Origin of the sequence: Actinomyces slackii, from assembly GCF_900637295.1 — a bacterium.
Classification (GTDB): domain Bacteria; phylum Actinomycetota; class Actinomycetes; order Actinomycetales; family Actinomycetaceae; genus Actinomyces; species Actinomyces slackii.
The window spans coordinates 158,338-177,618 of the sequence record NZ_LR134363.1; the positions used below are offsets into that span (position 1 = coordinate 158,338).

The window sequence follows — 19,281 nt, forward strand, 5'->3', positions numbered from 1 at the left end:
GTCGTCCGCGCCACCGCGCAAGGCCGCGCCCCATCCATCCGTGCAGCCTCCTGGGGTGCTTAAACGCCTCGAGGCGGCCCGTGACAGGCCGCCTCGAGGCGTCAGTGATCCGCGATCAGGCTCTCTCAGGCCTTGAAGCGGGGGAAGGCGCCGGCGCCGGCGTAGACGGCGGCCTCGCCGAGGGCCTCCTCGATGCGCAGGAGCTGGTTGTACTTGTTGATGCGCTCGCCGCGGGCGGGGGCACCGGTCTTGATCTGACCGGAGTTGGTGGCCACGGCCAGGTCGGCGATGGTGACGTCCTCGGTCTCACCGGAGCGGTGGGAGGTCATCGAGGCGTATCCGGAGCGGTGGGCCATCTCGACGGCCTCGAGGGTCTCGGTCAGGGAGCCGATCTGGTTGACCTTGACCAGCAGGGCGTTGGCGGCGCGCAGGGAGATCCCCTTGGCCAGGCGCTCGGGGTTGGTGACGAAGAAGTCGTCGCCGACCAGCTGGACACGGTCGCCGATCTTGTCGGTCAGAGCCTTCCAGTCATCCCACTCGTCCTCGGAGAGCGGGTCCTCGATGGAGACGATGGGGAAGTCGGTGATGAGCTTCTCGTAGTAGTCCACCATCCAGGCGTTGTCGCGGGCCTCGCCCTCGAAGGCGTAGGTCTTGGTCTTCTCGTCGAAGAACTCGGTGGAGGCGACGTCCATGGCCAGGGCGACGTCGGAGCCGGGCTTGTAGCCGGCCTTCTCGATGGCCTCGACGATGAGCTCGAGGGCCTCGCGGTTGGAGGCCAGGTTGGGGGCGAAGCCGCCCTCGTCACCCAGGCCGGTGGACAGGCCGCGCTCCTTGAGCACCGACTTGAGGGCGTGGTAGACCTCGGCGCCCCAGCGCAGGGACTCGCGGAAGGTCGGGGCGCCGATCGGGGCGATCATGAACTCCTGGATGTCCACGTTGGAGTCGGCGTGGGAGCCACCGTTGAGGATGTTCATCATGGGCACGGGCAGGACGTGGGCGTTGGGGCCGCCGATGTACTGGAAGAGGTCGAGGCCGGCGGACTCGGCGGAGGCCTGGGCGGCGGCCAGGGAGACGCCGAGGATGGCGTTGGCGCCGAGCTTGCCCTTGTTGGGGGTCCCGTCCAGCTCGATCATGAGGCGGTCCAGGCCGCGCTGGTCGGCGGCGTCGAAGCCGATGATCTCAGGGGCGATGAGCTCATTGACATTGGCCACGGCCTTCTCCACGCCCTTGGCGAGGTACCGGCTCTTGTCGCCGTCGCGCAGCTCAACGGCCTCGAAAGCGCCGGTGGAGGCGCCGGAGGGAACGGCGGCGCGCGCAGAGGCGCCGTCCTCGAGGAGGATCTCAACCTCCAGGGTCGGGTTGCCACGGGAGTCGAGGATCTCGCGGGCGTGAACGTTCTCGATGAGGGCCACTTGGTGCTCCTTGCTGAGGTGGATCCGTTAGCGGTACCAGCCTAGCGCCAGCGCCAGAAACCCACGAGGGCCTTGGTCACCCCAGTGACGTATTGTTCACGCCCGGCGAGAATCCGGGCCGGAGGTCATTGCTGGGGGGCCTGCTGCATCTGCGCGGGGTTGGAGATCATCCAGGGCTGGGTGTCGTAGCGCGGGGAGATGGTCTTCTTGCTGGCATCCCATGTCGCCTGGGCCTTGTCCGTGATCGCGGCCTGCTCCTCCTGGGAGAGCTGGGAGATCTCCTGCCCGAGGACATTGATGCGCATCACCGCCAGCGCCTGCGAGGACATCCCCTCGGCGGACACCCCCTGGGAGACGAGGAACTGGCGGACCTCATCGTCGGTGACCTCAATGCCGTAGGCCCCGGCGGCATCCTCCAGGATCGGAGTCCGCACCATCCCGCTGAGGGTCTGGCCGGGGTCGATGCCCCGGGCCGCGATCTCCTCGGAGACCGCCTGGAGATCCCTCTCGCTGACCTCCACGGTCTGGGCCTTGCCGGAGGAGTCGGTGAACTGGACCCGCGCCGCGATCCCGGGCTCGGCCGTGCAGCCCACCAGCATCCCCGCGGCCAACAGGGCGGGCAGCGCCAGTCGTGCGAGGCGAGTGGTGCGGGCTGTTCGGAGGGTCATCACGTGCTCCCGGATGAGGCTGTGCAGGTCTCCAGCAGCATAACAGCCGACTCCTCCTCGCCCCTTGCGCCTCTATCCCTCGAGGTAGACATTTTCCGCCGAGGTCGACGGCGAATGCGTCTACTTCGGCGGGAAATGTCTATCTCGGCGCGGGGGGCCGCAGGCGCGGGGGACTACCTCGGCGCGGGGGCCAGCTCAGCGCGGGGGGCCAGCTGCCCCCACAGGGACATCCACTGGTCGACGACGGCGGAGGCGCTGAAGGCCCTGCCGTGCTCGCGCGCCTGGCGGCCGGCCCGGGCACGGGCGGCGTCGTCCCGCATGAGCTCGGACAGCGCCTCCTCGAAGGCGCGGCGATCATCGAGGGCCACAAGGCGAGCACTCGGCCCCGCGGCCAGGCGCACCCCGGGAGTGGCGTTGTACGCGATGGTGGGCACGCCGGCCATATTCGCCTCGAGAATCGACATCGCCAGTCCCTCGGCCTGGGACGGCAGGGCATGGATGGCGGCGCCGTTGAGGACCGGCGCCACATCGGACACCGTTCCGCACAGCTCGATATCGGCATCGGCGCCCTCCACCATGGCTCGCAGCTCCCCCTCCATGGGGCCAGCGCCGTAGATCCGCAGCTTCCAGTCTCGCGGAGCCACATGGGCGAAGGCCTCGATCAAGTGATCGACCTGCTTGGCCCGTGCCAGCCGGCCGATGTAGACCACGGTGCGGGAGTGCTCGACGTCCGCCTGCTCCCGGGCCTCGGGGGCCGGGTTGGCCAGGAAGACGGAGGGCAGCCCCCAGCGCTCCAGCTCCTCGGCGCCCTCGGGGGTCAGGGCGGTGATCGTGCAGGAGCTCTCCGCGGCGCTGTGCAGCAGGCTCCGCTGCTGCTGGGTCAGGGCGAGGACGTCGGCATGGACCTGGGAGACCAGGACCGCGGGCCGAACCCCGGCCTGGGTCAGCAGCCGCACGGAGTCCAGGCCCGCACCCACCACGAGCGTCCCGGGCTCCCAGGTATCGGCGATGCGGCGCAGGCGGGCCTTGGCCAGCGGCCACCACACCGGGGTGATGGCCCGGCGCAGGGGCTTGAGGGCGGGTTTGGAGCGCGAGTAGCCGGCCATCTCGGTGCTCAGCCGACGGCCGGGCATCGCTGTGATCACATGGTGGCTCTCTTTGAACTCCTCGTCGCAGGGACCGAAGCACAGCAGGTCGACCCGAAGGCCGCGCTGGCGCATATGGGACGCCAGCAGGTCAACGGCCGAGACTATGCCGTTGGGGCGGTGCAGATCGTCCATGACGAAGACAACTCGTGACAGGGATGGCGACTCGGGCGCCGGGGAGGAGATCATTTCGTTATATTATCCCCCCGACCGGCAGAAACATGGCTGATCGGGTGGTCGATTCTGTCGTGTGCGTCTCGCCTCGTCGTTGATGCCGGCTGGCCAGGGCCGCCCCGGGCGGGGACGATCTCATGGAGGGGCGCCCGCGGGAGCCACAGCCGCCCGAGGCGGGCGCCTGCAGCAGGAGGGCCGGTCGTGCCAGGAGACCCGAGCTCTCCTGGCACGACCGGCCCTCGCAGGCACGGCGCCGTCAGCTGTGCCGGCTGCGCACCAGCACCACGCCGGCGATGACGGTCAGCAGGGCCGCCAGTACCGGCAGGGCGATAGCCGCCCCCGTTCTCGCCAGGGCGCCGTCCTTCGCCCCCGAGGAGGCCGACGACGTCGCACCGGGCTGCGCGTCAGACCCGCCGCCAGCGGCAGTGGACCCGGTCTGGCCCGGGTTGGGCGTGTCGCTCCGACCGGGCGCGGGCTTGTCCGTCTGGCCCGGGTCAGGCTTGTCCGACGGGCCGGGCACGGGGCTGTCCGTCTGGCCGGGATCCGGCTCGTCCGACTGACCCGGGTCCGGCGCGCCCGACGGGCTGGGGTCGGGAGTGCCCGGGTCCGGCGTGCCCGATGGGCTGGGGTCCGGCTTGTCCGGCTGATCCGGGTCGGGATCCGGATCGGGATCCGGATCGGGCTGCTTGGCATAGGCGTTGGCGAAGCTCAGCGCCTGCGTGGCGCCCTTGGCGGCGACCGTGGCCTTCTGCTCCCCCGGAGCCGTGAGCACGTATCCCGGGATCTGGGCCGCATCGCCGTCCTCGGCCACGGTGCACGTGCTGCCCACCGGCACCTGCGGCCCGCTGACGGCCTCGCCGCCGGCCACCGCCGTCAGGCTGCCCGTGGCCCCGGAGTCGCAGGTGTAGGTGAAGGTGTAGTCCCGCCCCTGGGCCTCATCGGCACCGGTCGCGGTCTTGGTCACCGAGAAGGTACCGGTGTCGCGGGTGTAGGTGTTGACGATGCCCACCTGATCGGCGACGCCACGGGTCACGATCGTCACCGTCTGCTCACCGGGCCCGGCCAGGGTGTACCCGGCGATGGCCGCGCCGGCCACATCCTCGACCAGGGTGCACTCCGTGCCCAGCGGCACCTGGGGCCCGGCCACCGGGGCGCCTCCGGCCGCCACGGTCACCTCCCCTTCGCTGCCGTCGGAGCAGGTGTAGGACACCATGTACTCCTGGCCGGCCAGGTCCTTGCCGTCATTGCTCGTGGCGACCTTGGTCACCGCGAAGGCACCGGTGTGGCGCGCGTAGGTGTTGGTGGCCTCGACGCTGACCGTCGCCCCCTCGGTGATGGTCAGGCCAGCCTCGCCACCGGCCACCTCAGCGCCGTCGACCGTCAGTGAGGTGATCAGGTCCGCGCCCTCGACGGAGGCATCGGCCTCGCTCAGGGTGCACTCCCCCACGGGAAGGTCCGCGATGGTCCGCGATGCGCCTCCCGCCACGCTCACCGTCTCTGTGACCGTGTCCCCGCCGGTGGTGCGGCAGGTGTAGGTGAAGGAGTAGGTCCCTCCGGCCAGGGCCGCGCCGTCGCCGGCCACGGTCTTGGCGATCGTCAGCGAGCCGACCTTGGGGGTGTAGGCGTTGGTGAAGCTCAGGTCCTCCACGGCGTCGCGCCCCGCGATCGTCACCGTCTGCTCGGCCGGGGCCGTCAGGGTGTACCCGGGCAGCTGGGCGGAGTCCGACTCCTCGGCGACCGTGCACTGGGCCCCGACCTTGACCCGGGGGCCCGTGATGCTGGTCTGGCCGGCTTGCACCGAGACGCGCCCGGCGACGCCGTCGGTGCAGGTGTAGGTGAAGGAGTAGGCCTTGGCGTCCACGGCGGCGCCCTGGGCGCCCGTGACCTCCTTGCTCACCGAGAAGGTCCCGTAGTGCTGGGAGTAGGTGTTGACCACCTGGACGCCGGTGGTGGCGCCGTCGCGAACGTTGATCGTCACCTCGCCGTCGACCGGCTGACCGTCCACGCTCCAGGTGGTGGACAGCTCCGTTCCCGGCACCGAGGCGTCGGCCTCGCTCAGGGTGCAGGTCCCCTCGGGGATGCCCTCCACGGAGAGGGTCTGGCCGCCCTTGAGGGTCAGGGAGTCCTTGGTGGTCGAGCCGTCAGCGCCGGCGCAGGTGTACTCCACGGTGTAGAGCCTGTCGGCCCCGGCACTGGCGGCACCGGTCCCCGTCACGGACTTGGCCACCTGGAAGGAGCCGGTCAGCGCCCGGTACTCGTTGCCGACGGCGACCTGGGAGGTGGCGTCCTTGGCGATGGTCACGCTGGCGCCGGGCTGGTCATCGACGCTCCACGTGGTGGCGACGGTGTATCCGGGCCGCTCGCCGTCGGTCTCCGACAGGGAGCAGACCGTGCCGGCCGGCAGCGTGGGACCGGCCACCGCCGTGTCACCGGCGACGGCGATCTGGCCGTCGCTCCGCTCCCCGCCGGGCAGCTCGCACTGGTAGGCGATGGTGAAGGTCTCGCCCTGGAAGCCGCCGTCACCCGTGACGCGCTTGGTCACCGAGAAGGTGCCGGTGTCCAGGGTGTAGGCGTTGGTGAAGCTCAGGGCCGCCACCTGCCCCTTGGTCTCGATGCGCGCGGTCTGGTTGACCGGGGCGGTCAAGGTGTGGCCCTCCACGCCCGCGCTCGTGACGTCCTCCCACACCGAGCAGGTCGAGCCCACGGGCACCTGCGGCCCGGTGACGACCTGTCCGCTCCTGACGGTCAGTGACCCGGTGGCCTGCTCACCGCCCGGCAGGAGGCAGTCGTAGGAGAAGCCGTAGTCCTTGGCGGACAGGTCCACGCCATCGACCCCCGTGACCTCCTTGGTCACCGAGAAGGTGCCCGTGTGACGGGTGTAGGAGTTGGTCGCCTCGATCACGGCATGAGCGCCGCTGGCGACCGGGAAGGAAGCGCCCTCGGCCAGGGGCTGGCCGCCCACCGTCCAGGTCGTGCTCAGGTCCGTGCCATCGACGGCGGCGTCGGCCTCGGTGACGGTGCAGCTGCCGACCGGTACGCGCTTGCTCACCGTCGAGCCGTGGACGAGGCTGACCGTGTCGGTAGTGGTGCTGCCGTCCACGCCGGTGCAGGTGTAGGCGATGGAGAACTGCCTGCCCGCGGCCGCGGCGGCGCCGTCCCCGGTCACCGTCTTGGAGATCTGGAAGGTCCCGGACTTGACGGTGTAGGTGTTGACGACCTCGACCTGGGCGGTGGCGTCCTTGGTGATGGTCAGCTGGTCCCCCTGAGCGCCGTCGACGCTGATCCGGGTGACGACGTCGTAGTTCTCCCGGGTGCGGGTCTCCTCGGACTCGCTGACGGTGCAGGTCGTGCCCGTGGGCAGGGGCGCATCGGGCGACCCGGTGGCCCCGTTGCCCACGCTGAGAGTGCCGTCGACCTGGCTGCCGTCGGGAAGGCTGCAGGTGTAGGCGACCTCGAAGGCGTCGGCGGCGAAGGCGCTGGTGGCCGGGGCCACCGTCTTGGAGACCTGGAAGGTGCCGGTGTCGCGGGTGTAGGAGTTGGTCACGCTGGCGGTGGTGGTGCCCTGCTCCTCGGGGAGGATCTCGACGACGACGGGATCGGGCGCGGTCAGGGTGTGGCCCTCGACATCGGCTCCTGTGACGTCCTCGGTCACGGTGCAGGAGGTCCCGGCCTGAATCCTGGCGCCCGTGTCATGGGCCTGGCCGTTGGCGGCCACGTTCTCCAGCCTCCCCGAGGTCCGGGCGCGGTCATCGCACCGGTAGTCGAAGGAGTAGGTGCGCCCGGCGCCATCCAGGCCGTCCACCCGCTTGGCGATGCTCAGCGTGCCGTAGCGGACCTCCACCGAGTTGGTCAGTCCCACGGCCACGGAGGTCTTGTTCCCGATGGTCAGGGCGGAGGTCTCCTGGTTGCCGACGCGGAAGACCGGGTTGGACCAGGCCAGGCCGGGGTTGGCCGGGGAGGCGGTGGCGGGGTCCTCGCTCAGTGTGATCCGCGTGCCCTGCGGGAAGCTGCCGGGGTAGACGGCGGCCTTGCCCACGGTCACCGTCATGGTGGTGGAGCCATTGACGCCGTCGAGGGTGCCCGGAGGGCTCCAGCCCGGGTACTGGTCGGCGGTGGCGGGCAGGGTGTAGTTCACGGCCACCTCGAAGGTGGTGCCGGGCGCCACGGACTCCGCGCCTGCGCCGTCGACGTACTTGACGATCTCGAAGCCGCCCTTGCCCTCCTCGAAGGCCACGTTGACCTTGAAGGTATCGTTGTAGAAGCGCGAGGCGTCCGCGGTGGCGGTGGTGCCCTCGATGGCCGCGTGGTTGCGGTAGATGACGCCCTCCTGGGCATTCCCGGCGTTGATGAGGGTCGGGACGCTCAGGGCGTAGTTGGTGTCGGGCTGGAAGATGCCGGTGACGGTCATCGTGGCCTCGGTGCCGCTCTCATTCATCTCCACCGTGTAGGTGAAGTCGGAGCCCTCAGCGGTGTAGGTCCGCCCGGCGGCGTTGAGCAGGCTGACGGAGGAGGCCGAGGTCGCCGAGGAGGCGGCCCGGAACACCCAGTTGCTCAGGTTGGGGTTGAAGGTCTGACCCGGCCCGACCTTCTCCTTGATGACCAGGGTGGAGGTGGTGGTGCCGTCGGCCACGAAGCCGGGCTGGACCGTCTGGAGGTGTTCGGAGCCCACGGTGATGGACCACATGACCACGGTGGAGGCCGCCGACAGGGGCGTGGCGACCTTGGAGAAGCCGGCGGGACGGTAGCTGGGGACCGGGGCCTCTCCGATGCCCCCGGTTCCGGGCAGGTCGACGGCGGTGGTCACGCCGTTGAGGTCCATATCCGTGGTCTCGGCGGCCACCCGCGTGGTGGCGATGAGCAGGGCGTTGCCCGAGCCCTGGAAGTTGGAGAAGCCCTCATTGCGCAGGCGCTCGACCTCGGCGTTGAAGGTGCAGGTGATGGTCTTCTCCGCCAGGGCGCAGGACCCCACGGTCACCTGCTGCCCGTTATGCGGCACCATGATGGGAGTGGTGCGGGGGAACTCCCGGTTGCGGAAGGCCGCCCCCAGATCGATGCTGAAGGAATCGCCCTCCGTCAGCGAGGCGGCCCTGGCATCCCAGTCGAAGGTCAGTTTGGCGACGTCTCCCACGCGCAGCGCCCCGGCGCCCTGGGGCACGCCGTTGGCGTCCGACTTCTCCAGCCCGGACACCGATATCGCGATGTCCGCGTTGGGGGCCGCCACTGCGGGCGCCGCCGGGAGCAGGAGACTGAGGATCACCGCGCATGCGGCCAGGATCGAGGCGAGCGCGCGGGCGCGACGTGGGCGAGGGATATGCATGGCACTCCGTTCCGGGATGCCGGGGACGGGCATCCTAGTGACGAGACACGACTCGCGCCCTCAACCAGAAGGGGCGAAACGGTGCACCATTATATCCGTCGCCCTTCCGGGAACAATGTCGGTCCGCAACAATTCCGTTACACCGTTGCCATGCCTCAGCCATCCGCTCGGCGCGCGCACTCGAAATCGTATTGATTCGAGAATGTCGGCCGATTTTTTTGGAGATATCCGCTCACCGCCGCCAAGGCGACCCCCTCTCAGCGGCGCCGGTAGGCGGTGGCCTCGGTCTCGTAGTCGGCGTCCCCGGCGACCACGGCGCGCAGCAGTACCTCGGCCCAGCGCAGCACCTGGGCGCCCGACAGCGCCCCGGCCCCCATGCGGCCCGAGCCGGGGGCGGGCACCACGATGGTGCGGGTGGCGGGCTTGAGGGTGGTGCCCGGGTAGAGGCGGTTCAGTCGCATGCGCCCCGACTCGGGAAGATCCACCGGGGCGAATCGCACCGACTTGCCCTGGGCGACGATCTCGGTGACCCCCAGCTCGGCGGCCAGGGCGCGCAGCCGCGCCAGTCCCGCCAGGAGCTCGGTGGCCTGGGGCACGGGACCGTAGCGGTCGGCCAGCTCCTCGAGGACATCGCTGACGTCGTCCTGCGACCGGGCGGCGGCGAACTTAGTGTAGGCCTCCAGGCGCAGGCGCTCGTGGGGGATGTAGTCCTCGGGCACGGTGGCATCCACCGGCAGCTCGATGCGCAGCTCGGCGGGCTCCTCGTCCTCCTGGGCGGGCAGCGCCTGACCGCCCTTGGCGGCCAGGGACCTCTTGTAGGCCGAGACGGCCTCGGAGACCATGCGCACGTAGAGGTCGAATCCCACCCCGGCGATGTGCCCGGACTGCTCGCCCCCCAGCAGGTTGCCCGAGCCGCGGATCTCCAGGTCCTTCATGGCCACCTGCATGCCCGCCCCCAGATCGGTGTTGGTGGCGATGGTGCGCAGGCGCTCCAGGGAGGTCTCCGTCAGGGGCCGGTCCCCGGGGTAGAGGAAGTAGGCGTAGGCGCGCTCGCGCCCGCGGCCCACGCGCCCCCGCAGCTGGTGGAGCTGGGAGAGCCCCATGCGGTCGGCGCGGTCGACGATGAGCGTGTTGGCGTCGGTGACGTCCAGGCCCGTCTCCACGATGGTGGTACACACCAGGACGTCGATCTCCTTGCGCCAGAAGGCGTCGATGACCTGCTCCAGGCGGTGCTCGCCCATCTGCCCGTGGGCGGTGGCCACCCGCGCCTCGGGGACGAGCTCGGCCAGGCGCGCCGCGGTGGACTCGATGTCCTCGACCCGGTTGTGGACGAAGAACACCTGCCCCTCGCGCAGCAGCTCTCGGCGGATGGCGGCACTGACCTGCTTGGTCTCGTAGGCCCCCACATAGGTGAGGATGGGGTGGCGGTCCTCGGGCGGGGTGGCCAGGGTGGACATCTCCCGCAGCCCGGTCACGGCCATCTCCAGGGTGCGGGGGATGGGCGTGGCGGACATGGACAGGACGTCGACATCCGTGCGCAGCGCCTTGAGGGTCTCCTTGTGCTCGACCCCGAAGCGCTGCTCCTCGTCGATGATGACCAGGCCCAGGTCCTTGAAGCGCACCTGGCCGGTGATGAGGCGGTGCGTGCCCACGACGACATCCACGTTGCCCGCGGCCAGTCCCGCCAGGACCTTCTCGGACTCCTCGGCGCCCTGGAAGCGGGAGAGCTGGGCCACGGTGACGGGGAAGCCGGCGTAGCGCTCGGTGAAGGTCTGGGCGTGCTGGGAGACCAGCAGGGTCGTGGGCACCAGCACGGCGACCTGCTTGCCGTCCTGGACGGCCTTGAAGGCGGCCCGCACCGCGATCTCGGTCTTGCCGTAGCCCACGTCCCCGCAGATGAGCCGGTCCATGGGCTGGGCCCGCTCCATATCGGCCTTGACCTCGTCGATGGTGGAGAGCTGGTCGGGGGTCTCGGTGTAGGGGAAGGCCTCCTCCAGCTCGGCCTGCCAGGGGGTGTCCGGGGAGAAGGCGTGCCCCGTGGCGGCCGAGCGCGCCGCGTAGAGGCGCACCAGCTCCCCGGCGATCTCGCGCACGGCCTTGCGCGCCCGGGCCTTGGTCTTGGCCCAGTCGGCCCCGCCCATGCGGCTCAGGGCCGGGGCATCCCCGCCCACGTACTTGGTGACCTGATCCAGGGCGTCGGTGGGCACCAGGAGGCGGTCCCCGGGCTGGCCCCGCTTGGAGGGGGCGTACTCGATGACGAGGTACTCGCGGGTGGCGGCCGCCTTGCCCGAGCCCACGGTGCGCCGGGTCAGCTCGATGAAGCGCCCCACCCCGTGCTGGGCGTGGACCACGAGGTCGCCGGCGTGCAGGGACAACGGATCCACGCTGCGCCGGGCGCGACGGGCGGGCAGGGCGCGCTCGCCGCGGGGCCCGGCCGGGGCGCGCCCGGTGAGATCGGACTCGGCGATGAGGGCCAGGCGGGGGCCCTCGGCCAGGAATCCGTGGCCGGCACTGGCCTGGGTGACGCGCACGACGCCGTCGCCGGGCGGCCCGCCCAGGGGCTCGCGCCCCAGCTCGGCCGACTCGCTGAGGTCGGTGACGATGCGGGAGGGGACATCGCCGTCGGCCAGGAGCTGGGCCATGCGACGGCCGGGGCCGGGGCCGTCGGTGGCCACAACGACGCTCCAGCCCTCACGGGCCATGGCCCCCAGGTCCTTGACGGCGGCCTCGAGCTGGCCGCGGTAGGCCCGCGGATCGCCCAGGGGCAGCTGGAGGGTCTGCGGGCCGGCGGCCAGTGAGGTCAGCGACCACCAGCCCCGGTTGGTCGACAGGGCCAGGGCCCGGGCCTCGGCCAGGTGGGCGAAGGCCGCGGCGGACAGGTCCACCGGCACGGTGCCGCCGCTGGCCGCCGAGGTCCAGGCGGCGGCCAGGAACTCCTCGGTGGTGGCGGCCAGGTCCTCAGCCCGCTTGCGCACCTGCTCGGGCTCCAGCAGGACGGCCAGGCGATCCCCCACCAGGTCGAGCAGGGGGACCATGGACTCGACCAGGACGGGGGCCAGGGACTCCATGCCCTCCACGGCGATGCCCTGGGAGATCCTCTCCAGCAGGTCGGCCGCCCCGGGGACGGCGCCGGTCAGGGAGCGGGCGCGCTCTCGCACCTGGGGGGTGAGCACGAGCTCACGGCAGGCGGTGGCGCGCACCCCGGGCAGGGACTCGATGGTGCGCTGGTCGGCCACGGCGAAGGAGGAGACCTCCTCGATCTCATCGCCGAAGAAGTCCACGCGCACGGGCCGGGGCTCCCCGGGCGGGAAGAGGTCGAGGATGCCGCCGCGCACCGCGTACTGCCCCCGGGACTCGACCATGTCCACCCGGGTGTAGGCGGCCGACTCCAGGCGGCGGGCGGTCTCCTCCAGGCCCACCTGCACCCCGGGGAGCAGGTCGATGGGCTCGATATCGCCCAGGCCGGCGATGACGGGGGCGAGCAGGGCGCGCACCGGGACGATGAGCGCGCGGATGGGACCGGCATCCCCCTCCCGCCCGGGATGGGCCAGGCGGCGCAGCACGGACAGGCGCCGGGCCACCGTGTCCGAGCGGGGCGAGAGGCGCTCGTGGGGCAGGGTCTCCCAGGCGGGGAAGACGGCGATGTCGTGGGAGGGCAGGTAGCCGGCCAGGGCCGCAGCGGTCTCCTCGGCCTGCCGGCCGGTGGCGGTGATGATGAGCAGCGGGGTGCCCGAGTCCTGCTCATCGGCCTCATCGGCCTCATCGGCCTCATGGCCCGCCCCGCCGTCGATCGCGGCCACCGCCTCCTGCCCCAGCGCCATGGCCGCCAGGATGGCGGGCCGCGCCCCGGGGGCCACGACGAGGCTGCGATCGACGCGGGTGCGCGAGGAGGCGTCGCGCACGACCTGGGCGATGAGGGGGTCGGTCAGCAGTGGGGGCAGCAGGGCGGTCAAGCGCACGGGCCAGAGTCTAGGAGATCGTCCAGGGCTGGGAGGCTCCGCGGGGGCGTGCCGGCCGGGGCGCCGCGCCGCCGTCGGGGCATAGGGAGGGCCCCGCCGCCCGGGGAGGCGGCGGGGCCTGGGACGCCCAGCGAGCAGGGGGTGCTGGGCGCCGGGTTCACGCCTTGCGGCGTCGAACCAGGACTGCTCCGCCCACCAGCGCCAGGGCTGCGGCCGCCGCCGGCACCGCGATGCTCGCGCCGGTTCTGGCCAGCTCGCCATCCTGCCGGGCCCGGGCCTGCCCGGCGCTGGGCGAGGCCTGAGCCCCCTGGGACTGACCGGTCCCGGTGGCTGGCGCCGGGGGCGCCGAGGAGGGCTCAGCCGTGGCCTGGGAGGAGGAGCGGGCGGTGTAGACGTTGTTCACCACGACCGTGGCGGTGGTCTGCGGCGCGATGACGACGCCGGCACTGGGCACGCCATCGACCGTGAGATGGGTGTCCACGGCGTGGCCCGCGCGCTGGCGGGTGGAGTCGGACTGGCTCACCGTGCACAGGCTCCCGGCCTGGACCTCGGGGCTCTCGACGGCGGTGCCGGCCTGGACCTCCAGCAGTCCGGAGCGCACCTTGCCGTTGGGAAGGATGCAGGAGTAGCCGATCTCGAAGGCATCCGCGCTGAAGGCCGAGTCCTGCGGCCCCACGGTCACCTGCACCGACAGGGTGCCCATCGCGGCGAGCTCCAGGGCCGTCTCCACCTCGATCCCGATGGTCCGCCCCTCCTGGATCACCAGGCTCGTGGCCTCCTGGCCCGCCACTCTCACAGCCCCCGCGCCCCAGGTGTAGCCCACAGGCGCCTCGGCCGTGGACTGGGGGGCGTGAAGGCTCACCGTGGTGCCGGCGGGCAGGGCCCCGTCAAGGCTCGCGGGGCCGCTCAGAGGGGCCTGAAGGGTGAGGACTCCGCCGGTGGCCTCGGCGTTGAGCTCGCCGGGGGGCTGCCATCCGGGGTATGAGCCTGCCGTGGTCCCCTCGGGCAGGGTGTAGGTGAGCTGGACGGCGAAGGCGGTCTGCGGAGAGACCTGGTCGGAGGCGGGGCCGGAGGCGTAGGCGCTCAGGGAGACGCCTCCGTAGCCGGGCTCCTGCTGGGCCGGGGAGGCCTGGGGGGCGGGCAGCGAGACGGTGGCGCGCTGCTGGGCCCGAGCGCCCTCCACCGCCACCGAGCTCTCATAGACCAGGCCGGCACGCGCTCGGGACTCCGGACCGGAGACGGGGGCCGGAGCGAGGACCTCGTACTCGGCGTCATCGGCGAAGGGCCCGCGGATGACGATGCGGGCCTGGGAGCCCGCCTCGCTCGCGCCGATGGGGACGACCTCCAGGGAGAAGTCACCGGAGTCGGTGGTGGTGGCCCCGGGGGCTCCATCATCCAGGACGACGCTCTCGTCGCGCCCGCCGCCCGAGGCGCGCAGGCTCCAGTCAGCGGCCTGGGGCAGGCTCTGGCCGGCGCCCAGGACCGCGGTCAGGACGATCTCCTGGGAGGTGGTGCCGTCGAAGTCGACCGCCTCGCCGGCCTGGGCGTACGCGGACTCCAGGGCCTGGGTGCTCAGGCCGATCCGCCATTCGACCGCAGAGTCCTGCGCGCCCAGCGCACCGGCGTCCAGGCGCAGGGCCTGGTCGGCGGATGGCGGAGCCGGGGAGGCGGAGGGCCGGGCGGGGTCGGCGGCGTCGACAGGGTCAGCAGCGGCCGCGCTGGCGGGGAGCATCAGGGCGAGCGCGGCCGCCAGGACGATGAGCACCCGTGCAGCGCGGCGGCTGAAGCGATCAGGAATCGCGGCACCCTCAGCGGTGGATGGCATGGATATGTCCTCTTCGGGAAGGAGGCGGATGGGGATGGACCGCCTGACTATGAAGAGATTATTGTGCGAATCCAACAGCCTCAACTCTATTGCATCATTTTGGAAACCTGTTACGGAACCGTGACTCCTCACCACCCTTACTGTCACGGACATGTCACGAGATCGCCATTCTTTGGCTTAATTTTGAGACAATAAGATGTACTTTCACGATTCTTTCAGGTTACTCTAATGCAATTCCCACCCGCCGTTGAGCCTTCTGTGGAGGCCCGGCCGGGGCGCCGGTCTTGTCGGTTTCCTCCAACTCCGCCCCCTGACTGAGCTGATCGGGCCGGCCGGGCTGACTGGGCCCGACTGGGCCGACGGATCCGGCCGCGGGCCTGATGGTGCGCCAGGCCGCCGACGCGCGCCAGGAACCGCGCACCAGGAACGCAGCAGGGCCCCCCACCCATGGGGTGGGGGGCCCTGCGCCGAGACTCGACGGAGGAGAGGAGGTTGGCCGAGCTCGACCCCGGTTCAGGCCTTGCGGCGGCGAACCAGGAGCATTCCGCCGATCAGCGCGGCGCCGGCCGCGATGATGGGCACGATGATGGTGGCGCCGGTACGGGCCAGAGCCGGTGCGGGATCACCAGTGGCAGCGGCAGCGGCGGTTCCCGGGGCGCTGGGCTGGGACGAGGCGAGGGACGACGGCGAGGCCGTCGGCTCGGGGGGAGCCGGCGCCCCGGAGGGAGCCGGGCTCTCGGGCGCATCAGGATCCTGCGGCGCTCCGGTCACGGTGTTGGTCACGACGACCTCGTTGACCGTGCCGTCACCGATGGTCAGCGTCGTCGCCTGGACGCCATCCACGGTGAACACCGCGGAGCCCCAGGAGAAGCCGGGAGCCGGCGTGACCCCGTCGAGGGCGGCCTCCTTGAGCGCGACCACAGTTCCCACGGGGAGGATGGACCCAGGGGCCTGCCCCACGATCACCGTGCGCAGATCGGCGGTGACCTCGACCGTCAGCGTCCCGCCGGTCCGGTCGGCCTTGAGGGTGCCCGGCGGCGCCCAGCCGGGGTAGTCATCGACCGTGAGGCCGTTGGGAAGCGTGTAGTCGACCTCGATGGTGTAGGCGGCGTCGGCGGGGATCTGGGCGGCGGCATCGGCCTCGACCCTCTTGGTCACCGCGAGGCCACCGCCTCCCAGTCCCAGGGTGACCTCGGAGTCGAAGCTCTGCGCGAAGGAGGTGCTGGCCTGCCGGCCCAGGCTGGCCGCGGGCAGGGAGACCTCGTTGGCGTAGGTGAAGCCGGGCACCGCCTTGCCGTTCTGACCGTTGGTGGCCTCCGCGGCGAAGACGACGTTGTAGTTGGTCCTCGGGGCGAAGGGTCCGGTCAGGGTGATGGTGGCCACGTTGCCCGCGTAGGACACGTCGATGCTGAAGGCCCCGGCCTCGGTGGTGGTGGGGCCGGCCTGCTTGGTGCTGTCGAGCTCGAGCCAGTGGTCGGCCGACCTGGGGACCTCGGCGGAGTTGATGCGGGTCAGGCTCCAGGCCGTGGGCTCGGGGAAGGACTGCCCCTCACCCAGGGTGTCGGTCAGCACGATGGTGCGCGGCGTGACGCCGTCGAAGGTCACGGGATCGCCCGCGCGCTGGTAGGCCTCGGTCAGACCGGCCGTGCCCACGCCGATGTACCAGGTCACCCCGGTGGAGTCCTCGGTCATGCCGCCGGCCTCCTTGACCAGGGCGATGTCCTCGTAGCGGCGCGGGTCCGGCCCGATGCCGCCGACCGCGGGCAGATCGACCTGCATGGGCTCGCCGTTGACGGTGAGATCCAGGTGCGTGGCGGTGGTGGTCCGCAGGGGGGTCACCTGGATGCGCCCGGTGCCGGAGACATCCTTGTAGCCCTGGGCGATCTTGGCCGGCAGGACGCCGTTGAAGGTGCAGGTCATGGTCTGAGCGGTGATGGCGCAGGTGGCGACCTCCACCGGGCTGCCGTCGCCCAGGTCCGCCGTCAGGGACTCGGTGCCGGTCACACGGTAGCCGAGCTCGCTGGGCAGGCCGATGCTGAAGGAGTCGCCCTCCTTGAGATCCGCCTCCCGGGCATCCCAGGCGTACTCCATGCGGGCCACGGAGTCGTTGACGTAGAGGGGCCTATCGAGGGGAGTGCCGCCGTCGTCGATGGCGGTCAGCGCCACGCTGGTGATCCTGACCGGCGAGTCGGTGTCCGCATGCGCCGGAGCCATGGAGACAGCGGCCACCGCCAGTACGAGGGCTAGTAAAGACAGGCATGCGGCAGCGGTCCTGGGAACCACTGTCAGGCGCCGAGATGGGGTATTCATGGAGTTCCTTTGCGGGCAGACCGGGCCGGGGATGAGCCCTGATTTGAGACTATGGGCCCACGCTGGAACGAGACAACCGCGTAACCAGGCTCCGCCAATGTTTTACAGAATTGTGATCTGCCGGCGGTGAGAACCTCGAAAACTCACGCGGCGCGCTGTTTCTTTGCCCAAGCGCACATGGGCCGGGCCCCGAGCCGGAACCGCAGGGGTTCCTCGCTCGGGGCCCGGCCCGGGGCGTCAGGCGTCAGACGATCCCCGTGTCGAACAGGGAGGTCACGGAGCCGTCGTCGAACACGGCCTTGATGGCGCGCGCCAGCAGGGGGGCGATGGGCAGGACCGTGAGCTGCTCGAACCGCTTGCCCGCGGGAATGGGCAGGGTGTCGGTGACCACGACCTCACGGGCCCCGCAGGTCGAGAGGCGGTCCACCGCCGGGCCTGAGAGCACGCCGTGGGTGGCGGCCACGATGACGTCCTTGGCTCCGGAGTCCAGCAGGACCTGGACCGCCTTGGCGATGGTTCCGCCGGTGTCGATCATGTCGTCGACCAGCACGCAGGAGCGCCCCTCGACCTCACCCACCACCCGGTTGGCCACGGACTCGTTGGGCCGAGTGACATCCCGCGTCTTGTGCACGAAGGCCAGGGGGGTGCCCCCCAGCTGATTGGCCCAGCGCTCGGCCACGCGGATGCGCCCGGCATCCGGGGAGACCACGGAGGTGGAGGCCGCGTCGACTCGTGTGCGCACATAGTCCACGAGCACGGGCTGGGCCCACAGGTGATCCCAGGGGCCGTCGAAGAAGCCCTGCTCCTGGGAGGTGTGCAGGTCCACGCTCATGAGGCGGTCGGCCCCCGCGGCCTTGTAGAGATCGGCCACCAGGCGGGCCGAGATCGGCTCGCGCCCCATGTGCTTCTTGTCCTGGCGGGCATAGGGGAAGAAGGGGGCCACCACGGTGATGCGCTTGGCCGAGGCCCGCTTGAGGGCGTCGACCATGATGAGCTGCTCCATGAGCCAGTCATTGACGCGATCCCCATGGGACTGGACGACGAAGACGTCGCATCCGCGCACGGACTCGTTGAAGCGGACGTAGGTCTCCCCATTGGCGAAGTCGTAGGCCGTGGAGGACAGCACCTCCGTGCCCAGCTCGGCGGCCATCTCCTGGGCCAGCTCGGGGTGGGCGCGGCCCGAGGCGATGACCAGGCGCTTCTCGCCTCTGGTGATGATGCCCGTCATGACGTGATTCCCTTCCTGTGGCCGACTCGGCCCTCGATGGCGGTGATGCTCGCAGCGCGCATGATCATCAGCTCTCCCCGGCAGGGGCGTCCTCGGAGCCGAGCTGGCTGAAGGGTGCGACAACCGCGCCCGCGGGGATCTCGGCGTCGGTGAGGATGGCGTAGGCGCCCACCCGGGCGCCCTGGCCGATCCGGGTGGCCCCGCGCAGCAGTGCCCCCTGCTCCAGGATCACATCCTGGGCGAGCTCCACGGTGACATCCACCCAGGTGGAGGCCGGATCGGTGACGCCCACTCCCTGGGCCATCCAGGCCGCCAGGGTGCGGCGGTTGAGCTCGGCCCCGAGCTCGGCCAGCTGGGCGCGGTCATTGCAGCCCTCGACCAGCCAGTGGTCGGCGGCCACCAGGGCGCTGGTGGAGCGCCCGGCCCCATGGGCGTGGGCCACCACATCGGTGAGGTAGACCTCGCCCTGATCGTTGTCGGTGCCCAGGGTGTCCAGGGCCTGGCGCAGATGCTCGGCGTCGAAGACGTAGACGCCGGCGTTGATCTCGGTGATGGCCAGCTGCTCCGGGGTGGCGTCGCGGTGCTCGACAACCGCCTCCACGGAGCCGCCCTCCCCGCGGATGACGCGGCCGTAGCCCGAGGGGTCCTCCAGGGTGGTGGTCAGCAGGGTCACGGCGTCGCCGCGCTGGGCGTGCTGCTCCAGGAGGGCGGACAGGGTGGCGGTGTCCAGCAGGGGGACGTCCCCGCTGGTGACCACCACGGGGCCGGTCAGTGAATCGGGCAGGGCCGCCAGGCCGCAGGCCACGGCGCGGCCGGTGCCGGGGATGTCGTCCTGGTCCGCCGCCACGGCATCGGGGGCGATGCGGGCGAGGTGAGCCACGACCGCATCGCGCTCGTGGCGGACCACGACCACCAGGTGGGCCGGCTCCAGGCCGCGGGCCGCGGTCACCGCGTGATCCAGGAGGCTGCGCCCCCCGATGGGGTGGAGCACCTTGGGGGTGGCCGAGCGCATACGGGTTCCCTTGCCAGCGGCCATGACGATGACGGCGGCGGGTGCAGTGGGTGCCACGTGTCCTCTTCTCACTCGTTGCCCGGCCTGGGAGCAGGACGGGCTGGATGATGCGCGGGCCATCGAGCGGCCCGCATGATGCGCCGCCGACGCCCGCTCCGCCCCCAGGATTCGAACCCGGACCTCAAGGCTCCAAAGGCCTGCGTGCTGCCATTACACCAGGGCGGAATGCGC

At 71.2% G+C, this 19,281-nt stretch carries 9 protein-coding genes and 1 tRNA gene; all 10 read right to left on the bottom strand.

Features of this window, described 5'->3' with window-relative positions; genetic code table 11:
• Nucleotides 1–125: 125 nt before the first annotated feature.
• The 10 genes from eno to EL266_RS00730 all read right to left on the bottom strand — a co-directional run bounded on the left by eno (nt 126) and on the right by EL266_RS00730 (nt 19,275).
• Complete coding sequence (gene eno / locus EL266_RS00685) at nt 126–1,412, bottom strand: phosphopyruvate hydratase (protein ID WP_026427877.1); 1,287 nt, start codon at nt 1,410–1,412, stop codon at nt 126–128.
• Nucleotides 1,413–1,537: 125 nt separating this feature from the next.
• Nucleotides 1,538–2,080 (bottom strand): hypothetical protein, encoded by a 543-nt coding sequence (locus tag EL266_RS00690; RefSeq protein WP_026427876.1) that lies wholly within the window; start codon nt 2,078–2,080, stop codon nt 1,538–1,540.
• Nucleotides 2,081–2,253: 173 nt separating this feature from the next.
• Nucleotides 2,254–3,414 (bottom strand): glycosyltransferase, encoded by a 1,161-nt coding sequence (locus EL266_RS00695; RefSeq protein ID WP_026427875.1) that lies wholly within the window; start codon nt 3,412–3,414, stop codon nt 2,254–2,256.
• A gap of 241 nt (nt 3,415–3,655) precedes the next feature.
• Nucleotides 3,656–8,716 (bottom strand): DUF5979 domain-containing protein, encoded by a 5,061-nt coding sequence (locus EL266_RS00700; protein ID WP_026427874.1) that lies wholly within the window; start codon nt 8,714–8,716, stop codon nt 3,656–3,658.
• Between the two features lie 257 nt (nt 8,717–8,973).
• Nucleotides 8,974–12,675: a transcription-repair coupling factor gene (gene mfd, locus EL266_RS00705; RefSeq protein ID WP_026427873.1), complete on the bottom strand. Its 3,702-nt coding sequence runs from the start codon at nt 12,673–12,675 to the stop codon at nt 8,974–8,976.
• Nucleotides 12,676–12,832: 157 nt separating this feature from the next.
• On the bottom strand, nt 12,833–14,500 hold the full coding sequence (locus EL266_RS00710; RefSeq protein ID WP_026427872.1) for a DUF7926 domain-containing protein: 1,668 nt from the start codon (nt 14,498–14,500) through the stop codon (nt 12,833–12,835).
• A gap of 513 nt (nt 14,501–15,013) precedes the next feature.
• Nucleotides 15,014–16,810 carry a DUF7926 domain-containing protein gene (locus EL266_RS00715; RefSeq protein WP_126412032.1) on the bottom strand — a complete coding sequence of 599 codons (1,797 nt, stop codon included), beginning with the start codon at nt 16,808–16,810 and terminating at the stop codon, nt 15,014–15,016.
• A gap of 244 nt (nt 16,811–17,054) precedes the next feature.
• Nucleotides 17,055–18,038, bottom strand: coding sequence for a ribose-phosphate diphosphokinase (locus EL266_RS00720; protein ID WP_026427870.1), 984 nt, complete (start codon nt 18,036–18,038; stop codon nt 17,055–17,057).
• 67 nt (nt 18,039–18,105) lie between these two features.
• A complete protein-coding gene (locus EL266_RS00725) occupies nt 18,106–19,107 on the bottom strand; it encodes a bifunctional UDP-N-acetylglucosamine diphosphorylase/glucosamine-1-phosphate N-acetyltransferase GlmU (RefSeq protein ID WP_026427869.1) in 1,002 nt (333 codons plus the stop codon).
• A gap of 96 nt (nt 19,108–19,203) precedes the next feature.
• A tRNA-Gln gene (locus EL266_RS00730) sits at nt 19,204–19,275 on the bottom strand.
• Nucleotides 19,276–19,281 lie beyond the last annotated feature (6 nt).